This window comes from Mesorhizobium sp. M8A.F.Ca.ET.165.01.1.1 (assembly GCF_004792065.1).
Taxonomy (GTDB): domain Bacteria; phylum Pseudomonadota; class Alphaproteobacteria; order Rhizobiales; family Rhizobiaceae; genus Mesorhizobium.
The window spans coordinates 317355-336708 of the sequence record NZ_SRTH01000003.1 but is presented as its reverse complement, the minus strand read 5'-3'; the positions used below and the strand labels follow the sequence as shown (position 1 = coordinate 336708).

The 19354-nt window shown below is 63.1% G+C and carries 17 protein-coding genes; 2 read left to right on the top strand and 15 right to left on the bottom strand.

Going from position 1 to position 19354, the window contains the following annotated elements; translation table 11 throughout:
* Genes EN808_RS10905 through yajC form a run of 3 tightly spaced genes read right to left on the bottom strand, consistent with a single transcriptional unit; the run spans position 1 to position 3362 of the window.
* The gene (locus EN808_RS10905) at positions 1 to 393 is read right to left on the bottom strand and encodes an Mth938-like domain-containing protein (RefSeq protein WP_127872650.1); all 393 of its coding nucleotides are present in this window, start codon (positions 391 to 393) and stop codon (positions 1 to 3) included.
* Between the two features lie 26 nt (positions 394 to 419).
* The gene (gene secDF, locus EN808_RS10900; protein WP_127872651.1) at positions 420 to 2969 is read right to left on the bottom strand and encodes a protein translocase subunit SecDF; all 2550 of its coding nucleotides are present in this window, start codon (positions 2967 to 2969) and stop codon (positions 420 to 422) included.
* A 51-nt stretch (positions 2970 to 3020) separates the two neighbouring features.
* Entirely contained in the window at positions 3021 to 3362 is a 342-nt protein-coding gene (gene yajC, locus EN808_RS10895) for a preprotein translocase subunit YajC (protein ID WP_010909882.1), read from the bottom strand.
* Positions 3363 to 3651: 289 nt separating this feature from the next.
* Between yajC and EN808_RS10890 the strand changes: the two genes are divergently transcribed.
* Complete coding sequence (locus EN808_RS10890) at positions 3652 to 4542, top strand: ATP-binding protein (RefSeq protein ID WP_127872652.1); 891 nt, start codon at positions 3652 to 3654, stop codon at positions 4540 to 4542.
* Between the two features lie 28 nt (positions 4543 to 4570).
* Here the strand turns inward: EN808_RS10890 and EN808_RS10885 are convergent, their stop codons facing one another.
* Complete coding sequence (locus EN808_RS10885) at positions 4571 to 5392, bottom strand: AraC family transcriptional regulator (RefSeq protein ID WP_127872653.1); 822 nt, start codon at positions 5390 to 5392, stop codon at positions 4571 to 4573.
* Between the two features lie 113 nt (positions 5393 to 5505).
* Between EN808_RS10885 and EN808_RS10880 the strand changes: the two genes are divergently transcribed.
* Complete coding sequence (locus EN808_RS10880) at positions 5506 to 6396, top strand: NAD-dependent epimerase/dehydratase family protein (RefSeq protein ID WP_127872654.1); 891 nt, start codon at positions 5506 to 5508, stop codon at positions 6394 to 6396.
* A gap of 112 nt (positions 6397 to 6508) precedes the next feature.
* Here EN808_RS10880 and EN808_RS10875 read toward each other — a convergent pair whose 3' ends face one another.
* From EN808_RS10875 to EN808_RS10825, 11 genes are all read right to left on the bottom strand, one after another.
* Entirely contained in the window at positions 6509 to 8041 is a 1533-nt protein-coding gene (locus tag EN808_RS10875; protein WP_135915772.1) for a peptidoglycan DD-metalloendopeptidase family protein, read from the bottom strand.
* A gap of 166 nt (positions 8042 to 8207) precedes the next feature.
* Entirely contained in the window at positions 8208 to 8867 is a 660-nt protein-coding gene (locus EN808_RS10870; RefSeq protein ID WP_127872656.1) for a protein-L-isoaspartate(D-aspartate) O-methyltransferase, read from the bottom strand.
* Positions 8864 to 9622, bottom strand: coding sequence for a 5'/3'-nucleotidase SurE (gene surE, locus EN808_RS10865; protein ID WP_135915771.1), 759 nt, complete (start codon positions 9620 to 9622; stop codon positions 8864 to 8866). The genes EN808_RS10870 and surE overlap by 4 nt, the downstream gene beginning before the upstream one ends.
* Positions 9622 to 10926, bottom strand: coding sequence for a serine--tRNA ligase (serS, locus tag EN808_RS10860; protein ID WP_135915770.1), 1305 nt, complete (start codon positions 10924 to 10926; stop codon positions 9622 to 9624). Before serS ends, surE begins: the two co-directional genes overlap by 1 nt.
* Positions 10927 to 11025: 99 nt before the next feature.
* Positions 11026 to 11901 (bottom strand): twin-arginine translocase subunit TatC, encoded by an 876-nt coding sequence (gene tatC, locus EN808_RS10855; protein WP_127872658.1) that lies wholly within the window; start codon positions 11899 to 11901, stop codon positions 11026 to 11028.
* Positions 11898 to 12614, bottom strand: coding sequence for a Sec-independent protein translocase protein TatB (tatB, locus tag EN808_RS10850; RefSeq protein ID WP_135915769.1), 717 nt, complete (start codon positions 12612 to 12614; stop codon positions 11898 to 11900). Before tatB ends, tatC begins: the two co-directional genes overlap by 4 nt.
* A 30-nt stretch (positions 12615 to 12644) precedes the next feature.
* The gene (locus EN808_RS10845) at positions 12645 to 12866 is read right to left on the bottom strand and encodes a twin-arginine translocase TatA/TatE family subunit (protein ID WP_015317533.1); all 222 of its coding nucleotides are present in this window, start codon (positions 12864 to 12866) and stop codon (positions 12645 to 12647) included.
* Positions 12867 to 13045: 179 nt separating this feature from the next.
* Positions 13046 to 13813, bottom strand: a complete 768-nt coding sequence (scpB, locus tag EN808_RS10840) for an SMC-Scp complex subunit ScpB (RefSeq protein ID WP_127280243.1) — start codon at positions 13811 to 13813, stop codon at positions 13046 to 13048.
* Complete coding sequence (locus EN808_RS10835) at positions 13810 to 14613, bottom strand: ScpA family protein (RefSeq protein ID WP_127280245.1); 804 nt, start codon at positions 14611 to 14613, stop codon at positions 13810 to 13812. Before EN808_RS10835 ends, scpB begins: the two co-directional genes overlap by 4 nt.
* A 62-nt stretch (positions 14614 to 14675) precedes the next feature.
* Complete coding sequence (gene nagZ, locus EN808_RS10830; RefSeq protein WP_135915768.1) at positions 14676 to 15695, bottom strand: beta-N-acetylhexosaminidase; 1020 nt, start codon at positions 15693 to 15695, stop codon at positions 14676 to 14678.
* Between the two features lie 163 nt (positions 15696 to 15858).
* Entirely contained in the window at positions 15859 to 19269 is a 3411-nt protein-coding gene (locus EN808_RS10825; protein ID WP_135915767.1) for an SPOR domain-containing protein, read from the bottom strand.
* Positions 19270 to 19354: the final 85 nt, after the last annotated feature.

Below are 19354 nucleotides of genomic sequence, written 5' to 3'. Positions count from 1 at the left end.
TCAATCGACGGCGATGAGCGCCGCGGCCACGGCGCGGTCTTCCGCCAGAAGGACATTGTAGGTCCGGACCGCGGCCCCGGTCGACATCGGGTCGGACGTTATGCCGGCCTCTTTCAGCGCCGCCCGCAGCGCCGCCGGCAAGGGCCGCAAATCCCTGCCCATGCCGACCAGCAGGATCTCGACCTTGTCGGCTTCCGCCAGAAGCTTGTCGAAATCCGCGACGGTCAGCGCCAGGGGATTTGCCGGCTCCCAGCCATGGATGCCCGTGGGCAAGCAGAGCAGCGAGCCGCGATGCGACATGTCGGCAAAGCGAAACCCGCCATTGCCATAGGCCTCGATCGGCGCGCGGCCGGGGAAATGCGCCTCGCGGATGACGATGCCTTTGCCGGTCACCACTCTGTCACCCTTCGGGCCGCGCGTCAGGTCGCGACGGCCTTGCCGCCGTTCACCGGCTTTTCCTCATCGGCCGAAGCCTGCGGCCGCAGCTTGAACAGGATCAGCAACGGCGCCGCGATGAAGATCGACGAATAGGTACCGAACACGACGCCGAACAGCATCGCCAAGGTAAAGGAGCGGATCACTTCGCCGCCAAACAACACCAGCGCCAGCAGCGCCAAGCTGGTCGTCACCGACGTCAGCGTCGTTCTCGACAACGTCTCGTTGATGGCGTTGTTCAGCAGCTGCGGTAGAGGCATTCGCTTGTATTTTCGCAGATCCTCACGGACGCGGTCATAGACGACGATCGTGTCGTTCAGCGAATAGCCGATGATGGTCAGGATCGCCGCCAACGACGACTGGTTGAATTCGAGCCCGGTGATGACGAAGAAGCCGAGCGTCATGACCACATCGTGCACCGTCGCGACAATGGCGCCGACCGCGAACTGCCATTCGAAGCGGAACCAGACATAGACCAGGATGCCGACCAGCGCGACGATCATGGCTATCGTGCCTTGCTTGGCCAGTTCGCCGGAAACCGTCGGGCCCACCACTTCGACACGGCGGAAATTATACTGGTCCTGCAGCTCGCCGCGCACCTTGTCGATCACGGTCTGCTCGGCATTTTCACCCGCGTCTTGTGTGCCGACGCGGATCAACACGTCGTTGGGTGCACCGAACTGCTGCACCTGGACTTCGCCGATGTTCAGTTCCGTCAATCTGCCGCGGATGTCGGCGAGATCGGCATTGCCCGACTTGGATTGTACCTCGATCAGCGAACCGCCCTTGAAATCGATGCCGTAATTGATGCCGGCGCTCATAAACAGCACCACGGACAGTATCGACAAGGTGCTCGACAGCGCGAACGTCCACCGCCGGATACCCATGAACGGAATTTTCGTGCCGGGTGGAATGAAGGTCACCGGTGCCTTCGGCAATTCCTTCGGACGGGCGCGGCGCAGCCAGATCGACACCAGCAGGCGGGTGAAGGTGAAAGCGGTGAAGACCGTGGTCAGGATGCCGATGGCATAGGTGATGGCAAAGCCCTTCACCGGTCCGGTACCGAGATAGAACAGCACCACTGTCGCAATCAGCGACGTGACGTTGGAATCGACGATGGTCGCCAGCGCCTTCGAGAAGCCGGTGTCGATCGCCTGGATCACCGAGCGGCCGGCTCGTCGCTCCTCGCGGATACGCTCGTAGATCAGCACGTTGGAATCGACCGCCATGCCGATGGTCAGCACGATACCGGCGATACCGGGCAAAGTCAGCGTCGCGCCAAGCAGCGACAGCAGCCCGACGATCATCGCCACGTGCACCGCCAGCGCGATGTTGGCGAGGAAGCCAAGGAAGCCGTAGGCGACGAACATGAACGCCACGACGAGGATCGAACCGATGATGCCGGCGACCTTGCCGGCATGGATCGAATCCTGGCCCAGGCCCGGACCGACGGTGCGTTCCTCGATGACGGTCAATGTCGCGGGCAGCGCGCCGGCGCGCAGCAGCACGGCGAGGTCGTTGGCGCTCTGGGCAGTGAAATTACCGGAGATCTGGCCGGTACCGCCAAGGATCGGCTCGCGAATCTGCGGCGCCGAGATCACCTGGTTGTCGAGGATGATGGCGAACAGCTTGCCGACATTCTGCGCGGTGGCCTGGCCGAAGCGGGCAGCGCCCTTCGAATCGAAGCGGAACGAAACCACCGGCTCGTTGTTCTGCGAATTGTATGTCGCCTGTGCGTCGACGAGGTTTTCACCCGATACGATGACGCGGTTCTCGATCAGGTATGGAACCGGCGGATCGTCCTGCGAATAGAGCACCGAAGAACCGGCCGGCGGGCGTCCCCTGAGCGCATCCTGCACCGGCATCGACTGGTCGACCATCTGGAAGGTCAGCTTCGCGGTCTGGCCGAGGATTTCCTTCAGCCGCTGCGGATCCTGCAGGCCGGGCACCTGGACAAGGATGCGGTCGTCGCCCTGCCGCTGCACGATGGGCTCGGTCGTGCCGAGTTCGTTGACGCGGCGCTCGACCACTTCGATCGACTGCGCCAATGCGGTCGATGTGCGGTACTTGATACCGGCGTCGGTGACGGTGAACTTGAGCAGCCCCGGCTCGGAATCGTCGAGCGACATTTCCTGGATGGAGCCGCCTGTGAACAAGCCGGCTGCGACAGGATCGGTCAAGCTCTTCAACGCTTTCTTGGCGGCATCGAGCTGAGCGGGATCGGTGATGCGGACCTGCAGGGTCTTGCCGGTACCGGCAAGACCCGTATAGCCGATCTTGGCATCGCGCAGCAGTGTGCGGATTTCATCGCGCGTCGTCTCGAGCCGATCCTTGATCAGATCGTTCTGGTTCATCTCCAGCAGGATGTGCGAGCCGCCCTGGAGATCGAGGCCGAGTGTCATCTGCCGCTTCGGCACCCAGCTGGGGAGCTGGGCGAGCGTGCTGGCGGGGAACAGATTCGGCGCGGCGAGGACCACTGTGGCGGCCACGGCCAGCCAGATCAGGATCATCTTGAAGCGCGAGAAATAAAGCATATGGCGTCGTCCGTCAGAGCGTGTCCGCGGATCGCTCCGCCTGGAATTTGGTTATTTCTTGGCGTTCTGGTTGGCGACCGGTTCGCCCTTGACGCGCACGTCGGCAATCGTCGAGCGCAGCGCCGTCACCTTGGTGCCGCCACCAAGGTCGATCTCGAGTTCGTTGTCGTCGATCACCTTCGTCACCTTGCCGACGAAACCGCCGCCGGTGACGACCGTGTCGCCGCGGCGAACCGCCGCCAGCATCTCGCCGCGCTTCTTCAGCTGCGTGCGCTGCGGGCGGATGATCAGAAAATACATGATCACGAAAATCAGGACAAACGGCAAAATGCTGATGAACATATCGGGAGAGGCGCCGCCGATGCCTTGGGCGTATGCCGGTGTCACGAACATCGAGGTACTCCTGAATTTTGAAAACAGCCGCCAAACCGTCTTGTGGAATTTGGCGGCCCCTAGAAATTTGGCCGGAATATAGTCGGTAAAGTTGTCAATGCAACTGCGCGACCGGGCAAATCCGCCGCTTTTCCGGCCTGTTTAGCCGTGTTAGAGCAGGATCGCGAAAAGCGCGAGCCGGTTTTCGGAAAAGATCACGTTCGAACAAATGGTTGCAACCGGTTTCGAAACCGCCGGTATCGAACCGGGTCCGCCTGCCACTGCAAAAACCAAAGCAAAAAGACCTGATATGACCGATACCAGCATCGATGCCTTGAACCAGAAACTCGACCGCCTGATCGAAGCGGTCGGCCGCCTCGCTCCGCCGCCGGTCCCTGAAACCGACCTCGACGTGGCCGACTGCTTCGTCTGGCAGGCCGATCCCGGCTATCTGGAGCCGGTGCGCAAGGTCAATCGCGTCGACATCGGCCTGATCCGCGGCGTCGACCGCGTCCGCGACATCCTCGTCGACAACACCGAGCGCTTCGCCGCCGGCTTCGCCGCCAATAACGTCCTGTTGTGGGGCGCGCGCGGCATGGGCAAATCGTCGCTGGTCAAGGCCGTGCATGCCGAGATCAATGCCAAGGCCAAATCACAAAAGCCCAAGTCCGACCTGCCGCTCAAGCTGATCGAAATCCACCGCGAGGACATCGACACGCTGCCGAAGCTGATGAGCTTGCTGAAGGCGGCCCCTTTCCGCGTCATCCTGTTTTGCGACGACCTGTCCTTCGATCATGATGATACGTCCTACAAGTCGCTGAAGGCGGCGCTTGAAGGTGGCGTCGAGGGACGCCCGGCCAACGTCATCTTCTACGCCACATCGAACCGCCGTCACCTGTTGCCGCGCGACATGATCGACAATGAGCGCTCGACCGCCATCAACCCGTCCGAAGCGGTCGAGGAAAAGGTCTCGCTATCCGACCGTTTCGGCCTCTGGCTCGGCTTCCACAAATGTTCGCAGGACGAATATCTCGACATGGTCAACGGCTATGCCAGCCATCATGGCCTCGACATCGATCCCGAGCAGCTGCGCGCCGAAGCGCTGGAATGGGCAACGACGCGCGGCAGCCGCTCCGGCCGCGTCGCCTGGCAGTTCACGCAGGATTTGGCCGGCCGGCTTGGCAAGCCGTTGAAGGATTGATGCGTTTGATCGCGTCGCGGGCGCAACGTCATCCGGGCGGTTGAGCCCGTCGCAGATCGCCCGGCGTTTGGCCGATCTCGCGGCGCATCCAGTGCGCCAGGTGTGACTGGTGCGCGAAGCCGGTCAATTCCGCCACTTCGCTTGTGCTGAGATCGCCTCGCAACAGCAGAACGCGTGCGCGTTCGACGCGACGTCGCAACACGTAGCGGTGCAGGGTGACGCCCGTCGCCACCTTGAACCATGTCCGCAAATGCGAGCTGCTCGCGCCGGCAACCCGGCTTAGTCGATGCGTCGAAAGCGGCTCGTGGAGAGCCGCCTCGATGTACTCCAGCACGCGTTTCAGCTGGGTATCCGACAAACGGTTCGTTCGACCGATATCAGGTTCGCCGAGGCCAAGCAGCCTCACCGCCAGTGCGGCGCCAATGCTGTCGGCAAACAAAGGGTCACTCGGCGAGTTCGACTTCAATTCGCTCTCGAGCGCCCGGGCGAGATGTTCGATGCGCTGGTCACGAAGCAGGTGACGCGTGTCGAACCGCGCTGCTTGTGCCTTGCCGCCAAGTTCCGCCGCCACCCTTTCCATCAGCGCCGGCTGCAACGCAATCTCTATCGTGTCGAACGGGGTTTCGGCCTCGAAGCCGCCTTCCTGGCCGGCCGGCACCAAGTCGATATCACCGGCGCGCCTGACGAAATATCGTCCGACCTGATTGCAGTAGGAACGCGTCGCCGCGCTGGCATGCACCATGATGCGATGGTGTGGCGCCCGGGACAGACGATGGACGCCAGCTTCGACATGCCGGGAGGCCATTGTTACGTCGGACGCGGCTTGGGCCGAAGCGTATTGCGAACGCATGCTCTCTCGATTCATGGCAAAACCTGTTCAAGATTTGGCAATTCCCGCGCGATTTTCAATGCCGTGGACCTGTACTCACGCCTCTCCATCAAACCTGGAAGAGAGGCTATGCCATGAGTTTCTATGTTGTTGTCGGAGCCGGCCCGGTCGGTCGCGAAACCGCTCGCCTTCTTGGCGAGGAAGGACATGACGTCGTTCTCACCAGCCGAAGCGTCGGTTCGAACGGATTGCGGAATGTGCGGGCCGTACAAGCCGACGCCACCGATGCCTCGGACCTCGCGCGTGTCTGCCAAGGCGCCGATGCCATCTTCATGTGTGCCATGGCCACCTATCACAGGTGGCCGACCGACTTCTTCCCCATCATCGACGGTACCGTGCGCGCGGCCGAAACGGTGGGCGCCAAGCTCATCGTACTGGGAAACCTGTATGGCTATGGGGAAAATGCCGACAGCCCGCTTCGCTCCGACCTTTCCCTGGACCCGACTTCGAAGAAAGGAACCGCCAGGACGATCATGTGGCAGCGGGCGGTTCGGGCCAATGTACCGGCGATCGAAGTGCGGTCGAGCGACTATCTCGGACAAGGCGCCATCAGCTACTTCTCGCTGGTTGCGCTGCCTTCCATCATCGAGGGGAAACCCACCGCTTTCATTGGAAACCTCGATGCGACGCATGCCTGGGCCTTCACCAAGGACGTCGCCAGGACGCTTGTCGCGGCCTCCCGCTACACGGGCGAATGGGGGCGCGCGTTTCACGTTCCCTCGCAATACGCCTCACCCAGGGAGCTCATCCAGAAAACCGCTGCGATGCTTCGGCGAGAGATTTCAGAAACGCGTTCCTATTCCATCGCCGAGATGGAGGCATTGGGCATGCATGAGCTGATCGAGATGAGTTATCTTTTTGAGAACCCCTTATTGGTGGATTCTTCCGACGCGGAGGTCCTTCTCGGCATCAAGGCCAGCAGCCTCGAGGCCATGATCGCCGACACCCTGCGCGATCACCTTTGAGCCTTGAGCAACAGGCATCCGACAAAACTGAAAAAGCCCGCTCCTTTCGGGGCGGGCCTGAGCCGGCGGGCTGGACTGGAGGTCAGGCGGCCCGCAAATCGCTTTTTTTATTCTATTCGAGATAACCTGACGGGTCGACCGGAGCCGAGTTCTTGCGCACTTCGAAGTGCAGCTTCGGCGAGTCCGTCGTGCCGCTCATGCCGGACAGGGCAATTTCCTGGCCGCGCTTGACCTTCTGGCCGCGCTGCACCTCGATCGAGCTGGCGTGGCCATAGACGGTGACCAGACCATTCTCGTGGCGCACCAGCACCGTGTTGCCGAATTCCTTGAGCCCATCGCCGGCATAGATGACGACGCCGTTCTCGGCCGCCTTGACCGGCGTGCCTGACGGCACGGCGATGTCGACGCCGTCCTTGCCGGATCCGAAACCGGAAATCACCCGGCCGCGAACCGGCCAGCGCATCTTGCCGATCCCCGTGGCACCCGGCGCCACCGCGTCGTCGTCCTCAGCCTGCTGGATGACCTTCGCGTCCTTCTTCGGCGGCGTGTAGGAAGCCAGCGTTTCCGACGGCGTGGCCTTTGCCGCGGGCTGCGTGGTGGCCGTGGTCACCGGATCGATCTTGGCCGGCTTGGCGCTGGCGACTGTCGCCGTTCCGCCGGCCGGCACCTTCAGCGTCTGGCCAATCTTCAACAAGCCATCCTTCAAGCCATTGGCCTGCTTCAGCGCGACGACGCCGACACCGGTCTTCCTGGCGATCGAGGACATCGTGTCGCCCGACTGAACCGTGTAGTTACCGGCGGCGCCGGTTGCCTTGGCCGCCTGCGCCGGCTTGGGCTCCTTGGGCAGGCTCGCGGCGGCCGACGCATCGACCTGAGCGGCGGACTTGCCTTCCTTCAGCTTCGGTTGCTGCGGCAGCACGGCCACCTTGTCCGGCGCGGAAGCCGGGAGATCGTGCTTGCCGTCCTTCACCGGCTTTGCGTCGGCAACCTTCGGCTCGCTTTTGCTTGAATAGGCATAGGCCGGGATGACGATCTTCTGACCGGACTTCAGCCCCTTGGTCGGGCTCAGGCCATTCACCTTCATGATGACATCGGCCGGCACCTTGTAATGCGTCGCCAGGCCGGAAATGGTCTCGCCGTCCCTGACGACGATTTCGGTGGCGTGCGGCGTGCCTGCCTGGGCCATCTTCGGCTCGTCGGGCTGGGCATTCTTGAAAGGCTTCGCGGCCGGCGCGACGGTGCCGGTCGTCGTCCTGTCGACGTGAGGAGCGGGCCGAACCAGGGCCGGCGCCGATGCGACACGCACCGGATTGGCGGCAGGCGCGAGCGCTGGAGCCGGCTGCGCCTGCGCGGAAGCCGGCGGCGGCAATGGCCGGCTCGAAACCGGTTCGAGACTGGAGCGGCTCACCGACTGCGTGTGGGTGCCGTCGAGCGGAGCAGCCGAGACATCGCCCGGATAGGGCTGCGCCGCATCCTGTTTGTTGATGATGGCGCGCTGGTTGTTCGTCGAGGAGGTAAAGACGTCATCGACACTGTTGAACCGCGAAGCCTGGGAACTGCATCCGGCCGCCGCGCCCGCAATCATCAGAACAGCGCAGCCCCGCGCCAGATTGCGACTATTTGCCTTCAAAACACTGAGTTGCATCGCACTAACCCGCACAAAACGCTGCACCAACTGGACAGGATTAAAGCGCGTTAATGTTACTGGGCGGTTAACCCATTAGAATCCGACGAAAATTTTCTTAAAACATTTGAGGATGGTCAGCGATACGGATAGCTGGGCCGAAATGAGATCCGCAGCCTGTCCGAAACTAGATAACCGCTGCCATGCTGCGCAGGATTGGTTGCAGCCGCACCATGCCGATATCCTCGCGTTCGAAACGGCTGCCGACCTTGGTGAGCTTGGCCAGCACCTGCTCGCCCTCTTCCGGCCCGATCGGCGCGATGACGATGCCGCCGCTCGACAACTGGTCGAGCAGGAAGCGCGGCAGGCTGTCGAACGCCGCCCAGGCCACGATGCGGTCGAACGGCCCTTCATTGGGCAATCCGTTGGAGCCATCGGCCTGGCGCACGATGGCATTGCCGATGCCGAGCGCCTCGAAACGCTGCCGGGCTTGCTCGACCAGCGTCTTGTAGCGATCGACGGTCACAATGCGCGCCGCCAGCCGCGACATGACAGCCGATGTGTAGCCGGAACCGGTGCCGATCTCGAGCACACGGTTTCCCGTTTCGATGGCGAGTGCGGCGATCACCGCCGCCTGCATGTCGGCGCCTTCGATCGCTTCGCCGCATTCGATCGGCAGCATGCGATCCGACCAGGCGATCTGGTGGAACTGCGCCGCCAGGAAACCGCGCCGCGGTGTCGCTTCGAAAGCCGCGATCAGTGCCTTCGGCACCGTTCCCCTGCCGCGCAGGCGCAGCAGGAAAGCGGCAAATCCTTCGCGATCATCGATTGGAAAGCCTTGGTTCATGCAAGCGCCTTGCTCAACTGGTCACGGATCTCATGCGCGGTAAGGTCAAGCTGCAACGGCGTTACCGACACCAGCCGGTTGCGCAAGGCAAAGAGGTCGGTGCCTTGTTTGCCTTCGACCGGCTCGCGGCCGAAGCGAAGCCAATAGTAAGGCAGGCCGCGCCCGTCTCGGCGCTCGTCGACCCACAGGCTGTGCACCAGCTTGCCCTGCGTGGTGACCACTGTGCCGGCCACCTCCTCGGGAAGGCAGTTGGGGAAATTGACGTTGAGCAGGACGCCGTCGGGCAATGGCGTCGCCACGAGCTTCTTCAGCAGCGCCGGCGCCAGCGCCTCGGTGGTCTCGTAAGGGACGACGCGGTCCTCGCCGACATAGCTGTAGCCCTGGCTGAGCGCGATCGACCTGATGCCGAGCAGCGCGCCCTCCATGGCGCCGGCGACGGTGCCGGAATAGGTCACGTCGTCGGCGATGTTGGCGCCCGAATTGATGCCGGACAGGATCAGGTCGGGTGCACCGGGCAGGATCTTCTTGACGCCCATGATGACGCAATCGGTCGGGGTGCCGCGCACGGCAAAATGCTTCTCGCCGATTTTTCGCAACCGCAGCGGCTCCGAAATCGACAGCGAATGCGCGTAGTCCGATTGGTCCTGTTCGGGCGCCACCACCCAGACATCGTCGGACAGTGTGCGGGCGACGCGCTCGAGCGACGCCAGGCCCTCGGCATGAATGCCGTCGTCATTGGTCAGAAGAATGCGCATTATTTCGATTCGATCTTTTCCAGACCGCCCATGTAAGGCCGCAGCACTTCAGGAATGGTTACGCTGCCATCCTCATTCTGGTAGTTTTCGATGACAGCAATAAGTGCGCGGCCGACAGCGGTGCCCGAACCGTTGAGCGTATGGACGAAACGGTTGCCCTTGCCATCCTTGTCCTTGTAGCGGGCGTCCATGCGGCGCGCCTGGAAATCGCCGCAGACCGAGCAGGACGAGATTTCGCGATAGGCGTTCTGGCCGGGCAGCCAGACCTCGATGTCATAGGTCTTGCGGGCGCCAAAACCCATGTCGCCGGTGCACAGCACCATGGTACGGAACGGCAGCTCGAGCCGCTTCAGGACCTCCTCGGCGCATTGCGTCATCCGCTCGTGCTCGGCGAGCGAGGAGTCCTGGTCGGTGATCGACACCAGCTCGACCTTGTAGAACTGGTGCTGGCGCAGCATGCCGCGCGTGTCGCGTCCCGCCGAGCCTGCCTCCGAACGGAAGCAGGGCGTCAGCGCGGTGTAGCGCAGCGGCAGCTTTTCATGCGCGGTGATTTCCTCGCGCACGAGATTGGTGAGTGGCACTTCGGCGGTTGGGATCAGGCCAAGCCTGCCCTCCCCGTGTGGCGTGAAGAACAGATCCTCCTCGAACTTCGGCAACTGGTTGGTGCCGAACAGAACGTCGTCCTTCACCATCAACGGCGGGATGATCTCCTCATAGCCGTGTTCGGTCGTGTGCAGGTCGAGCATGAACTGGCCGATCGCGCGTTCCATCCGCGCCAGGCCGCCCTTCAGCACGGTGAAGCGCGAGCCCGACAGCTTTGCCGCGCGTTCGAAATCCATCATGCCGAGCGCTTCGCCGATCTCGAAATGCTCCTTCACCCAGTTCGGCCGCGTCGGCGCCTTGCCGACAATATGCCTGACGACATTGTCGTGCTCGTCCTTGCCGACCGGAACGTCGTCGAGCGGCACATTGGGCAGCACCGCCAGCGCGTCGTTCAGCGCCTTGTCGAGCTCTCGCTCGCGCGCCTCGCCATTCTGGATAAAGGTCTTGATCTCGCCGACTTCGGCCTTAAGCTTTTCGGCAAGGGCGGCATCGCCCGAACGCATGGCATTGCCGATCTCCTTCGAGGCGGCGTTGCGGCGCTCCTGCTTGGTCTGCAGTTCGGTGACGTGCTCGCGCCGCGCCTCGTCCTTGGCGATCAGCCCGTCGACCGTGGATTGCGCCTCAGCCGACGGCCACGAGCGCTTGGTGAGCGCCTCGACGAGAGCCTTCGGGTTGTCGCGAATCCATTTGATGTCAAGCATGGTTATCCGTCCTCAAGCTAGGCAGGAGGGCGTAAACCGCATCCTCGATCGATGCAAGATGAGGCGGGGCGGCGGTTGTCGTTTTCCGCCGCTGGCGTCTTACGAGGCAGCCGGCGCCGGAGGCTCGTCCGGCGCCTTGTCCGCCACGGTCTCGCCGGCTTCCTGCTTCTCGCGCGCCAGCCGCTGTTTTTCCTGATCCCGCTCGATCCATCGCGCGGCCCAGATGGAGACCTCGTAGAGAACGATGGTCGGAATGGCCAGGCCGATCTGGCTCATCGGATCCGGAGGTGTCAGCACCGCGGCCACGATGAAGGCGATGACGATCGCCCATTTGCGTTTTTCCGCCAGCGCCTTGGACGACAGCATGCCGACACGCGTCATCAGGCTGGTCACCACCGGCAACTGGAACACCAGGCCGAAGGAGAAGATCAGCGTCATGATCAGGCTGAGATATTCCGACACTTTCGGCAGCAGGGAAATCTGTACCTGGTCGTCCGTGCCTACCTGTTGCATGGCGAGGAAGAACCACATCACCATCGGCGTGAAGAAGAAATAGACCAGCGAGGCGCCCATCAGGAACAGGATGGGCGATGCGATCAGGAACGGCAGGAAGGCATTGCGCTCGTTCTTGTAGAGGCCAGGCGCGATGAATTTGTAGATCTGCGTGGCGATCAGCGGAAAGGCAATGACCATGCCGCCGAACATGGCGAGCTTGACCTGCGTGAAGAAGAATTCCTGCGGCGCGGTGTAGATCAGCTCGACCTTGTGCGGGTCGAGCCCCGCCCATTTCGTCGCCCATTTGAACGGGACGACCAGAAGGTTGAACAGCCGCTTGGCGAAGAAGAAACAGACCAGGAAAGCGACGAAGAAGCCGCCGAGCGACCAGATCAGCCGTCGGCGTAACTCGATGAGATGCTCGATCAGCGGCGCGGACGATTTCTCGATCTCGTCCTTTTCCTTGTCCGAAACGCTCACTTGGCGGCTCCAGCCGTCTTTTTGGCTCCCGGCTTCTTCGCCGGAGCAGGCTTCGGTTCGGCTTTTGCTGACGCTTTGGCAGCAGTCGCCTTGGGTGCAGGTGTCGCTTTCGCCTTCACCGCGGGTGCGGCTTTTGCCGTCACCGCCTTCGCAGATGTCGAGGCCATGGACGGCGCCTTCGCGGCCGGGGCCGCCTTGGCGGTTTTCTTGGCCGCAGCAGCCTTCGGCGCAACGGCAGGATCCGTGGATGCCGCCACAACCGATTCATCGGTCATCGCCGGGAAAATCGGGGCTGGTGTCGTGACTTCAGGCCCGTTGACGCCAGGCATTTCAGTCGCGCCGTTCTTCAACGGCTCGGCCGCCTGTGGCGTCGAAGCGGCAGGGGCCGACGGATCGGCGGCCGGCTTCGGCTTCATCGCGGCATCGACACCGGCGCGCACATCGGCCGCCGCCTGCTCGAACGGATTGAGCTGCTTTCGGATTTCGGCAACCGGGCTCAGGCCCCTGAGCTCGTCGACCGACTTCTTCACGTCGTCGAGCTCGGCTTCCTTCAATGCCTCGTTGAACTGTTTCTGGAAGTCGGCGGCCATGGCGCGCAGCTTCGCCGTCGTGCGGCCGAAGGTGCGCAGCATGTTGGGCAAATCCTTCGGCCCGACGACCACGATCATGACGATCGCGATCACCAGCATTTCGGTCCAGCCGACTTCAAACATGGCAATCCGTTCCGACTAGAACTTCTTGGCTCAGCTCTTGCTGGCCTTTTCCTTCGCGGCCGAAACGGTCTCATCGGCACGGTGTTCGACGGTGCGCTTGTCGTCGGCAACGTCGTCGTCGGCCATGCCCTTCTTGAAGCTCTTGATGCCCTTGGCCATGTCGCCCATCAGCTCGGGAATCTTGCCGCGACCGAACACCAGAAGCACGATGACCAACACGATCATCCAGTGCCAAATCGAAAATGAACCCATAGCAAATCTCTCTCGAATGTTTTCCCTGGCGATGATCTATGCGTTTTCGCGTTGGGATTCAAACACAACCGCGACAGAGTTTATGAAAGGGTGTCGGATGTCACGCATTTTCAGCGATGCGGCCCGCTACCAAACGGCACATGTAAAGGTGCAAGACGGCTTTTGATAGGCGCTCGTGGTCAATCTTCCGTGACGCGCGGCGTCAGCAGACCGAGCTCCTCGAGATCGATGTCGGTCAGCGGATCCTCGTCCTCGGTCAGCGCGTCGGGATCGGCCGGCGGCTGCGGGATGGAGAAGTTCGACGGCATGCGGCCTGACAGCAGGCCGGCGCCCTTCAGTTCCTCCATACCCGGAAGATCGCGGATCTCTTCGAGCGCGAAATGATCGAGGAAGGTTTCGGTGGTGCCATAGGTGACGGGACGGCCGGGCGTTTTGCGCCGGCCGCGCATGCGCACCCATTCCGTCTCGAGCAGCGTATCCAGCGTCCCCTTCGAGGTCTCGACGCCTCTGATGTCCTCGATCTCGGCGCGCGTCACCGGCTGGTGATAGGCAATGATCGCCAGCACCTCGAGCGCCGCCCGCGACAGCTTGCGCTGCTGCACCGTATCGCGGCTCATCAGAAAGGCGAGGTCGCCAGCGGTGCGGAACGCCCAGGCGTCGCCGACCCGGACCAGATTGACGCCGCGCCGGGCGTAGATCTGCTGCAGCTCTGTCATGGCGAGGGTAAGATTGATGCCATCGGGAAGGCGTGCGGCAAGCTGCTTTTCGCTGACGGGTTCGGCGCTGGCGAACACGATCGCCTCGGCCATGCGCACGGCTTCCGCCAGATACAGCCGCTCGGCCGGGTTCTGTACCGGATTCCCGGCCGAGGCCTGGTCGATCTCGCCGTCTTCCGACTCATCATCCATCTTGAATGGGATAACCGAAGCGTTGGCGCGTTCGCTCATGATGCCACCTCGACTGCCTTGATTGTCTGTGCGCGGTGGTCGCGCAGATAGATCGGTGCGAACACCTCGTCCTGCCGCATATCCATCTTGCGCTCGCGCACCAGTTCCAGTGTGGCCGCGAACGAACTGGCGATCGCGGTGCGCCGCTCTTGCGGGCTGGTCAGATATCGGATGAGGAAGCTGTCGAGCGTCGTCCAGTCGCGCAGCGAGCCGATCAGCCGGGTCAGGATGTCGCGAGCGTCCTTGAGTGACCAGACGCCGCGCCTGGCGATCGTCACGTTGGTGATCGCCTGCTTCTGCCGCTGCTGCGCATACGCGGTCAGGAGATCGTAAAGCGACGCCGAATAGGTGTTGCGCTTCTCGATGATGACCATTTCCGGCATGCCGCGTGCGAACACGTCGCGGCCGAGCCGGTTGCGGTTGACCAGACGCGCCGACGCATCGCGCATGGCTTCGAGCCGCTTCAGCCGGAATTGCAGCACCGCCGCCAGTTCCTCGCCGCTTTCGCCCTCTTCGCCCGGCTGCTTGGGGATCAGGAGCTTCGATTTGAGGAAGGCCAGCCACGCCGCCATCACCAGGTAGTCGGCGGCAAGTTCGAGCCGCAGCGCCCGCGCCGTCTCGACAAAGGTCAAATATTGCTCGACCAGCGCCAGGATGGAAATGCGCGCCAGATCGACCTTCTGGGTGCGGGCAAGGTGCAAGAGAAGATCGAGCGGGCCTTCGAAGCCGGCCACGTCGACGACCAGCGACGGGTCGCCCGTCAGCCGTGACTCATCGTTCTCGGCCCACAGGCGGTCCATCGGTGCAGCCTTCGCGGCCTTGCTTTCCAATGCTTCCGCCACTGCCTGTCACTTCCTCTTTGCTAGGCCACCGCGTCGAAATAGGTGGCGAATTCGGCACGGATTTCGGTTTCTTCGGCCGCGTCGCGTTTGCTTATATAGGTCATCGCCCGCTTGGCACGCTCCAGTGACTTGCCTTCAAGCCCCGTGGTGCGCGATGCGATACCCGCCATCTCCTCAAAAACACCGTTGCAGTGAAGGACCAGATCGCAGCCCGCCGCAAGGATCGAGGCCGCCTTTGTCGAGAAATCCCCAGAAAGTGCCTTCATCGAGGTGTCGTCGCTCATCAGCAGTCCATCGAAGCCGATCTCGCGTCGAATGATCTCGTCGATGACCTTGCCGGAAGTCGTCGCCGGGTTCTTGGGATCGATCGCGCTGTAGACGACATGCGCGGTCATCGCCATCGGCAGATGGTTGAGCTCACGGAACGGAGCAAAATCGTGCCGCTGCAGATCGCTGAGCGAGGCGTCGACGACAGGCAGTTCGAAATGCGTATCGGCAAAGGCCCGGCCGTGCCCCGGAATATGCTTCATCACAGGCAGCACACCGCCCGACATCAGGCCCTCGGCCGCGGCGCGGCCAAGTTCGATGACCGGACGCGGATCCTTGCCATAGGCGCGCGCGCCGATGACATCGCTGGCCCCTTCGATCGGCACGTCGAGCACCGGCAGGCAATCCGCTGATATGCCGTAGCGCAGCAGGTCGAAGGCATGCAGCCGCGCCATCAGCCAGGCGGCGCGTGCGCCGGCGTCGTGATCGTCGCGCCACAGCGCCCCAAGCGCGCCGCCGGCCGGATAATTCGGCGCCAGTGGCGGCCGCAGGCGCTGTACCCTGCCACCTTCCTGGTCGATGAACACCAGCGCGTCCGGGCGCCCGATACAGTCACGCATTTCGGCGACCAGGTCGCGGATCTGCTCGGCCTCGCCGATGTTGCGGGCAAACAGGATGAACGCCCACGGGCATTCATTGCGATAGAAATTGATTTCTTCGCGGGTGAGCGATTTCCCGGCACAGCCGAGGATCATGGATTTTGATTCGGTCATTTCAGGAGTCTAGGGCTTCGCGCGGTCAAAGGGAATCATCCCTGACCGCATGCGGCGGGCTGCAGGACATGTTCCACATGAAAAAGTCAGGCATATGAATATCGCCATATAAAAAGCCGGCGCGACCCAGGGCCGCGCCGGCTTTGAAGGATTGGATCGACGTCTAGCGCGATACGAAGCAGTTGCCGCCCGCGGCCTTGTAGCTGGTGCACAGATTGATGGCATCGTTGCGCGACTGAGCCGGAACGCGGACGCGGTAGAATGTTCCCTTGCCGGCAATCTCGGCCTTGACGATGTTGGCCGTGCGGCCGGAAAGCACGCTGCCATAACGGCGCTGCAGATCCTGGTAGGTCGACTGGGCGCTGTCCACCGTCGGCTGCGAAGCGATTTGTATCGACCACGCACCGCTGCCAGTCGCGGTCGAGGCCGGATCGATGGAAGCGACCTGATCGGGCTTGACCTCGCCGACCACGTCGACCGGCTGGTCGGACGGACGTTGCGGCGCGATCGCAACCTTGGCTGGCGTGTTGGCCGACTGCGCCTTGGCTTCAGCCTTGGCAGGCTTGGCGGCAGGCTTCAGAGCCGGCTCATCGTCAGCCTGCGTGGCGGCGGGCGCCACGGTGCCAGTCTGGTCGGTGCCAGTCTCGTTGGCGCCAGTCTGGTCGGCGCCAGTCTGGTCGGCTCCGGCAGGCGCCACATGCTGTGGCGCCGGATCCGTCGGCTCGGCCGCGGCCACCTGCGGTGCCGCCGGTGCCGGATCCTCGCGCGCCACCAGTGAGCCGTCGGACTTGACCACCATGGTCCTGACCTTGCGCGGCGCAACGGCAACGACGTCGTTGTTGGTGCCCTTGTCGGCGTCCTGCAGGACCTGCGCGATGCGATCCTCCGACTTCGGCGCGGGCGCCGCATTGTCGGCCGGGGCCGCGCCAGCGGTCGAAACCTCGCCACCGCCATCCGTGCCGGCGGCGGCGTTCTGATCGGGAGAAAGATCGACGGCGCGGGCCGGGTCTTTCGCCTGCACGTCCACTGGTTCCTCAGTGTTGGTGACAAGCTTCTGCTGGACCGGCTCGGCGGGCTTCGCGCCCTTGACCACCGCGTCATAGACCTTGTTGTCCTGGTTCGGCACCACCGTGCCGCCCGGATTTTCCGGCTTGACCTTGATCGGCGAATTGTCCGCCTTGACGATCACCGGAGCTTCGCTGCCGCCCTTGCCGCCCAAAGACAGCGCGAAGGCGCCAAGGCCGCCCGCGACCGCAACGGCACCGACAATCGCGGCAATGAACAGGCCGCGCCGGCCCGACGGCCTGGCGGCTTCCCGCTCGCCGAGGCCCGGAACCGACATCGCTTCGTCCAGCTCGGGATCGTAGTCGAGTTCATCGACGGCAAAATCGTCCGCCTGCGAGACCGGCTGGCTGCCGGGCAGATTGTCGAGATCGAAGCCTTCGGCAGCATCGGCATAGCCCGAGGCCGACGCGCGGGCGGGCATTTCCGCCGGCCGTGCCGCATAGGTCCGCGCTTCCGGCTGATAGGCTTGCCTCGGCTCTTCATATCCCGGATTGACCCCGTCATATCCCGGATTGACCTCGCCATATCCCGGATTGGCAGCGCCATATCCTTTATTGAACCCGGTATTGTAGGATTCGTCGGCATAGGCGGCGTTGCCGGCAGTAGCAGGCGCGACCTCGACCGAATTCATCTCGGTCAGAAGGCTGGCGAATTCGGCGTCGAGATCATCATAACCGGCCGCTGCCGGCTCATCTTCCTCGAAATGCAACTCCGGAATGTCGAGATCGTCAGCCAGCGCGACGACGCGCTCCGGCACATCGACCGTCTCGACATCGGGCATCTCTTCATAGTGCGAGGACTGCCCTGCCTGCGGCGCCGATACCGGAGCCATATAGGGAGCAGCCGCAACCGGCTCGGCCGAACGGTAGGACGGCACGGTGGCCACTTCCGGGGCCGCCATCCTGGCCGCCATGGAGGGAGCAGGCTGCGCGGCAAACGCCGGCTGTTGGGGAACTGGTGTCACGCGGCTCCAGGAACGGGCCGACTCCGACGCTCCGGAACGTTCCGCCAGCCAATCGAGTGAATCGGCCTGATCCGGCCGGGACGCCGTTTCGTCACGCGAACCGATGCTTTTGGCCAGGGCGGCGTCGAAGGCATCATTGTCGAGATCGACATCACCCTGTTCAGCGGCATCCGGGCCGAAATCCTGGTCCTGAAGTTCATCGAGCAACAGGTCGTCGAGGTTGGCGTCGGCGGCCTGGGCGGAGCCGGATTGATGCGCATCCTCGGACGCTGTTTCATCGAGATCCCAGTCGAGGTCACCAACAAGATCGACGGGTTGCTCCGCGATCTTTGTAGTCGCGGCGAGAGGCGGCTGAACGGGCGCTGCGGTTGGCTGGGTCGCGGCTGGCTGGGTCACGGCGGGCTGAACCATGGCCGGTTCCTTGGCCGACGGCAGCGTGCGCGCGGTCATGGCACCGAGAAGCGCGTTCAGCTCGTCTTCGAGGCTTCGTTCGTCCGCGATGGGCGCTTGCACCGGCGGCACAATGGCTGCCGCGGGAGCTGCCGAGTGCGCGGCGATTTCGGCGACGGGCTCTTCGGCAGGCTCGGCAAACGCCTCGTCCAGATTCAGGTCGAAGGCGTCATCCGAAACAGCTTCAGCGCCTCGAATTTCATCCTGCGTCTCGACGGCATCGGCGCGCAGTTCGTGCGCCGGCTCGTCATCAAAAGCCTCCGGCTCGTCCGCCTGAACGTCAAAATCCACATCGACATCGGGCATGGCATCGTCGAAGTGACCCGCGAAATCCTCGTCGGAGATCACCTGGGTTTCATCCGCGGCGGCCAGTACAGGTTCTGGATAGTCGACAGCAGCCGCTTGGCGCTGATCCGCCGGATGGTCGTCGAGCATCAGCTCGTCTTCGAGCGAGATCGCGACCGCATCGTCGAATTCATGATTGGAGGCCGGCTCGACGGCCACCGGCACTTCGGCCACCGGCGATTCAACGGCATGCCGGGCCTCGGCAGCCTCGTCCTCGATATGGAAATCCTGGTCGAGGGAGGCGGCAAGCTCATCCTCCATCGGCAGATCATCGTCGAAGGGCGAGATGTCTTCGAGCGAACTGGCGACGGCATTGTCGAAATCGGCGTCGAAGGCAGGTTCAACGGACGGCACGGCTTGCGCGGCGCCAGCGGTCGCATGGCTGGCGGCGACCGCCTGGTCATCGGCATCCGACATGTCCAGGTGGAAATCGTCGTCGAGTGACAATGCGAGATCGTCGTCCGCAACATCGACGGCCACCGGCTCGACTGCCGGCTCATGAGCTGCGACAACTGGAGCGGCAACGCTGTCGGCAGCGTCGAACTCGCCCATCAGCTCCTTTTCGAGGTCGATGTCGAAATCGCCCTCTCCCGCGGACGGATCGGCCACAGCGGTTTTCGGCTCGGCCGGCGCCTGCGGCTTGACCGGCTGGCGCGGGTCGAATCCCATGATCCTGGTCAGTTCCGCGAACGGATCATCGTCGGCGATGTCGTTGTTGTCGGCTGCTCTCAGTTGGGTTCTGTCTGCCATTATTGTTCCCGAACTCGCACTCATTCGGACGCCTTGGACGTCGCGCAGGGTTGGCCCTTACCAGCGCAATGTGGGCAAAAGGTGA

Bases quoted from the DNA above. Each gene is read 5' to 3' on its own strand.
- secDF (WP_127872651.1), bottom strand. From the start codon at position 2,969: ATGCTTTATTTCTCGCGCTTCAAGATGATCCTGATCTGGCTGGCCGTG.
- yajC (WP_010909882.1), bottom strand. From the start codon at position 3,362: ATGTTCGTGACACCGGCATACGCCCAAGGCATCGGCGGCGCCTCTCCC.
- EN808_RS10890 (WP_127872652.1), top strand. From the start codon at position 3,652: ATGACCGATACCAGCATCGATGCCTTGAACCAGAAACTCGACCGCCTG.
- EN808_RS10885 (WP_127872653.1), bottom strand. From the start codon at position 5,392: ATGCGTTCGCAATACGCTTCGGCCCAAGCCGCGTCCGACGTAACAATG.
- EN808_RS10880 (WP_127872654.1), top strand. From the start codon at position 5,506: ATGAGTTTCTATGTTGTTGTCGGAGCCGGCCCGGTCGGTCGCGAAACC.
- EN808_RS10875 (WP_135915772.1), bottom strand. From the start codon at position 8,041: ATGCAACTCAGTGTTTTGAAGGCAAATAGTCGCAATCTGGCGCGGGGC.
- EN808_RS10870 (WP_127872656.1), bottom strand. From the start codon at position 8,867: ATGAACCAAGGCTTTCCAATCGATGATCGCGAAGGATTTGCCGCTTTC.
- surE (WP_135915771.1), bottom strand. From the start codon at position 9,622: ATGCGCATTCTTCTGACCAATGACGACGGCATTCATGCCGAGGGCCTG.
- serS (WP_135915770.1), bottom strand. From the start codon at position 10,926: ATGCTTGACATCAAATGGATTCGCGACAACCCGAAGGCTCTCGTCGAG.
- tatB (WP_135915769.1), bottom strand. From the start codon at position 12,614: ATGTTTGAAGTCGGCTGGACCGAAATGCTGGTGATCGCGATCGTCATG.
- EN808_RS10845 (WP_015317533.1), bottom strand. From the start codon at position 12,866: ATGGGTTCATTTTCGATTTGGCACTGGATGATCGTGTTGGTCATCGTG.
- scpB (WP_127280243.1), bottom strand. From the start codon at position 13,813: ATGAGCGAACGCGCCAACGCTTCGGTTATCCCATTCAAGATGGATGAT.
- EN808_RS10835 (WP_127280245.1), bottom strand. From the start codon at position 14,613: ATGGACCGCCTGTGGGCCGAGAACGATGAGTCACGGCTGACGGGCGAC.
- nagZ (WP_135915768.1), bottom strand. From the start codon at position 15,695: ATGACCGAATCAAAATCCATGATCCTCGGCTGTGCCGGGAAATCGCTC.
- EN808_RS10825 (WP_135915767.1), bottom strand. From the start codon at position 19,269: ATGGCAGACAGAACCCAACTGAGAGCAGCCGACAACAACGACATCGCC.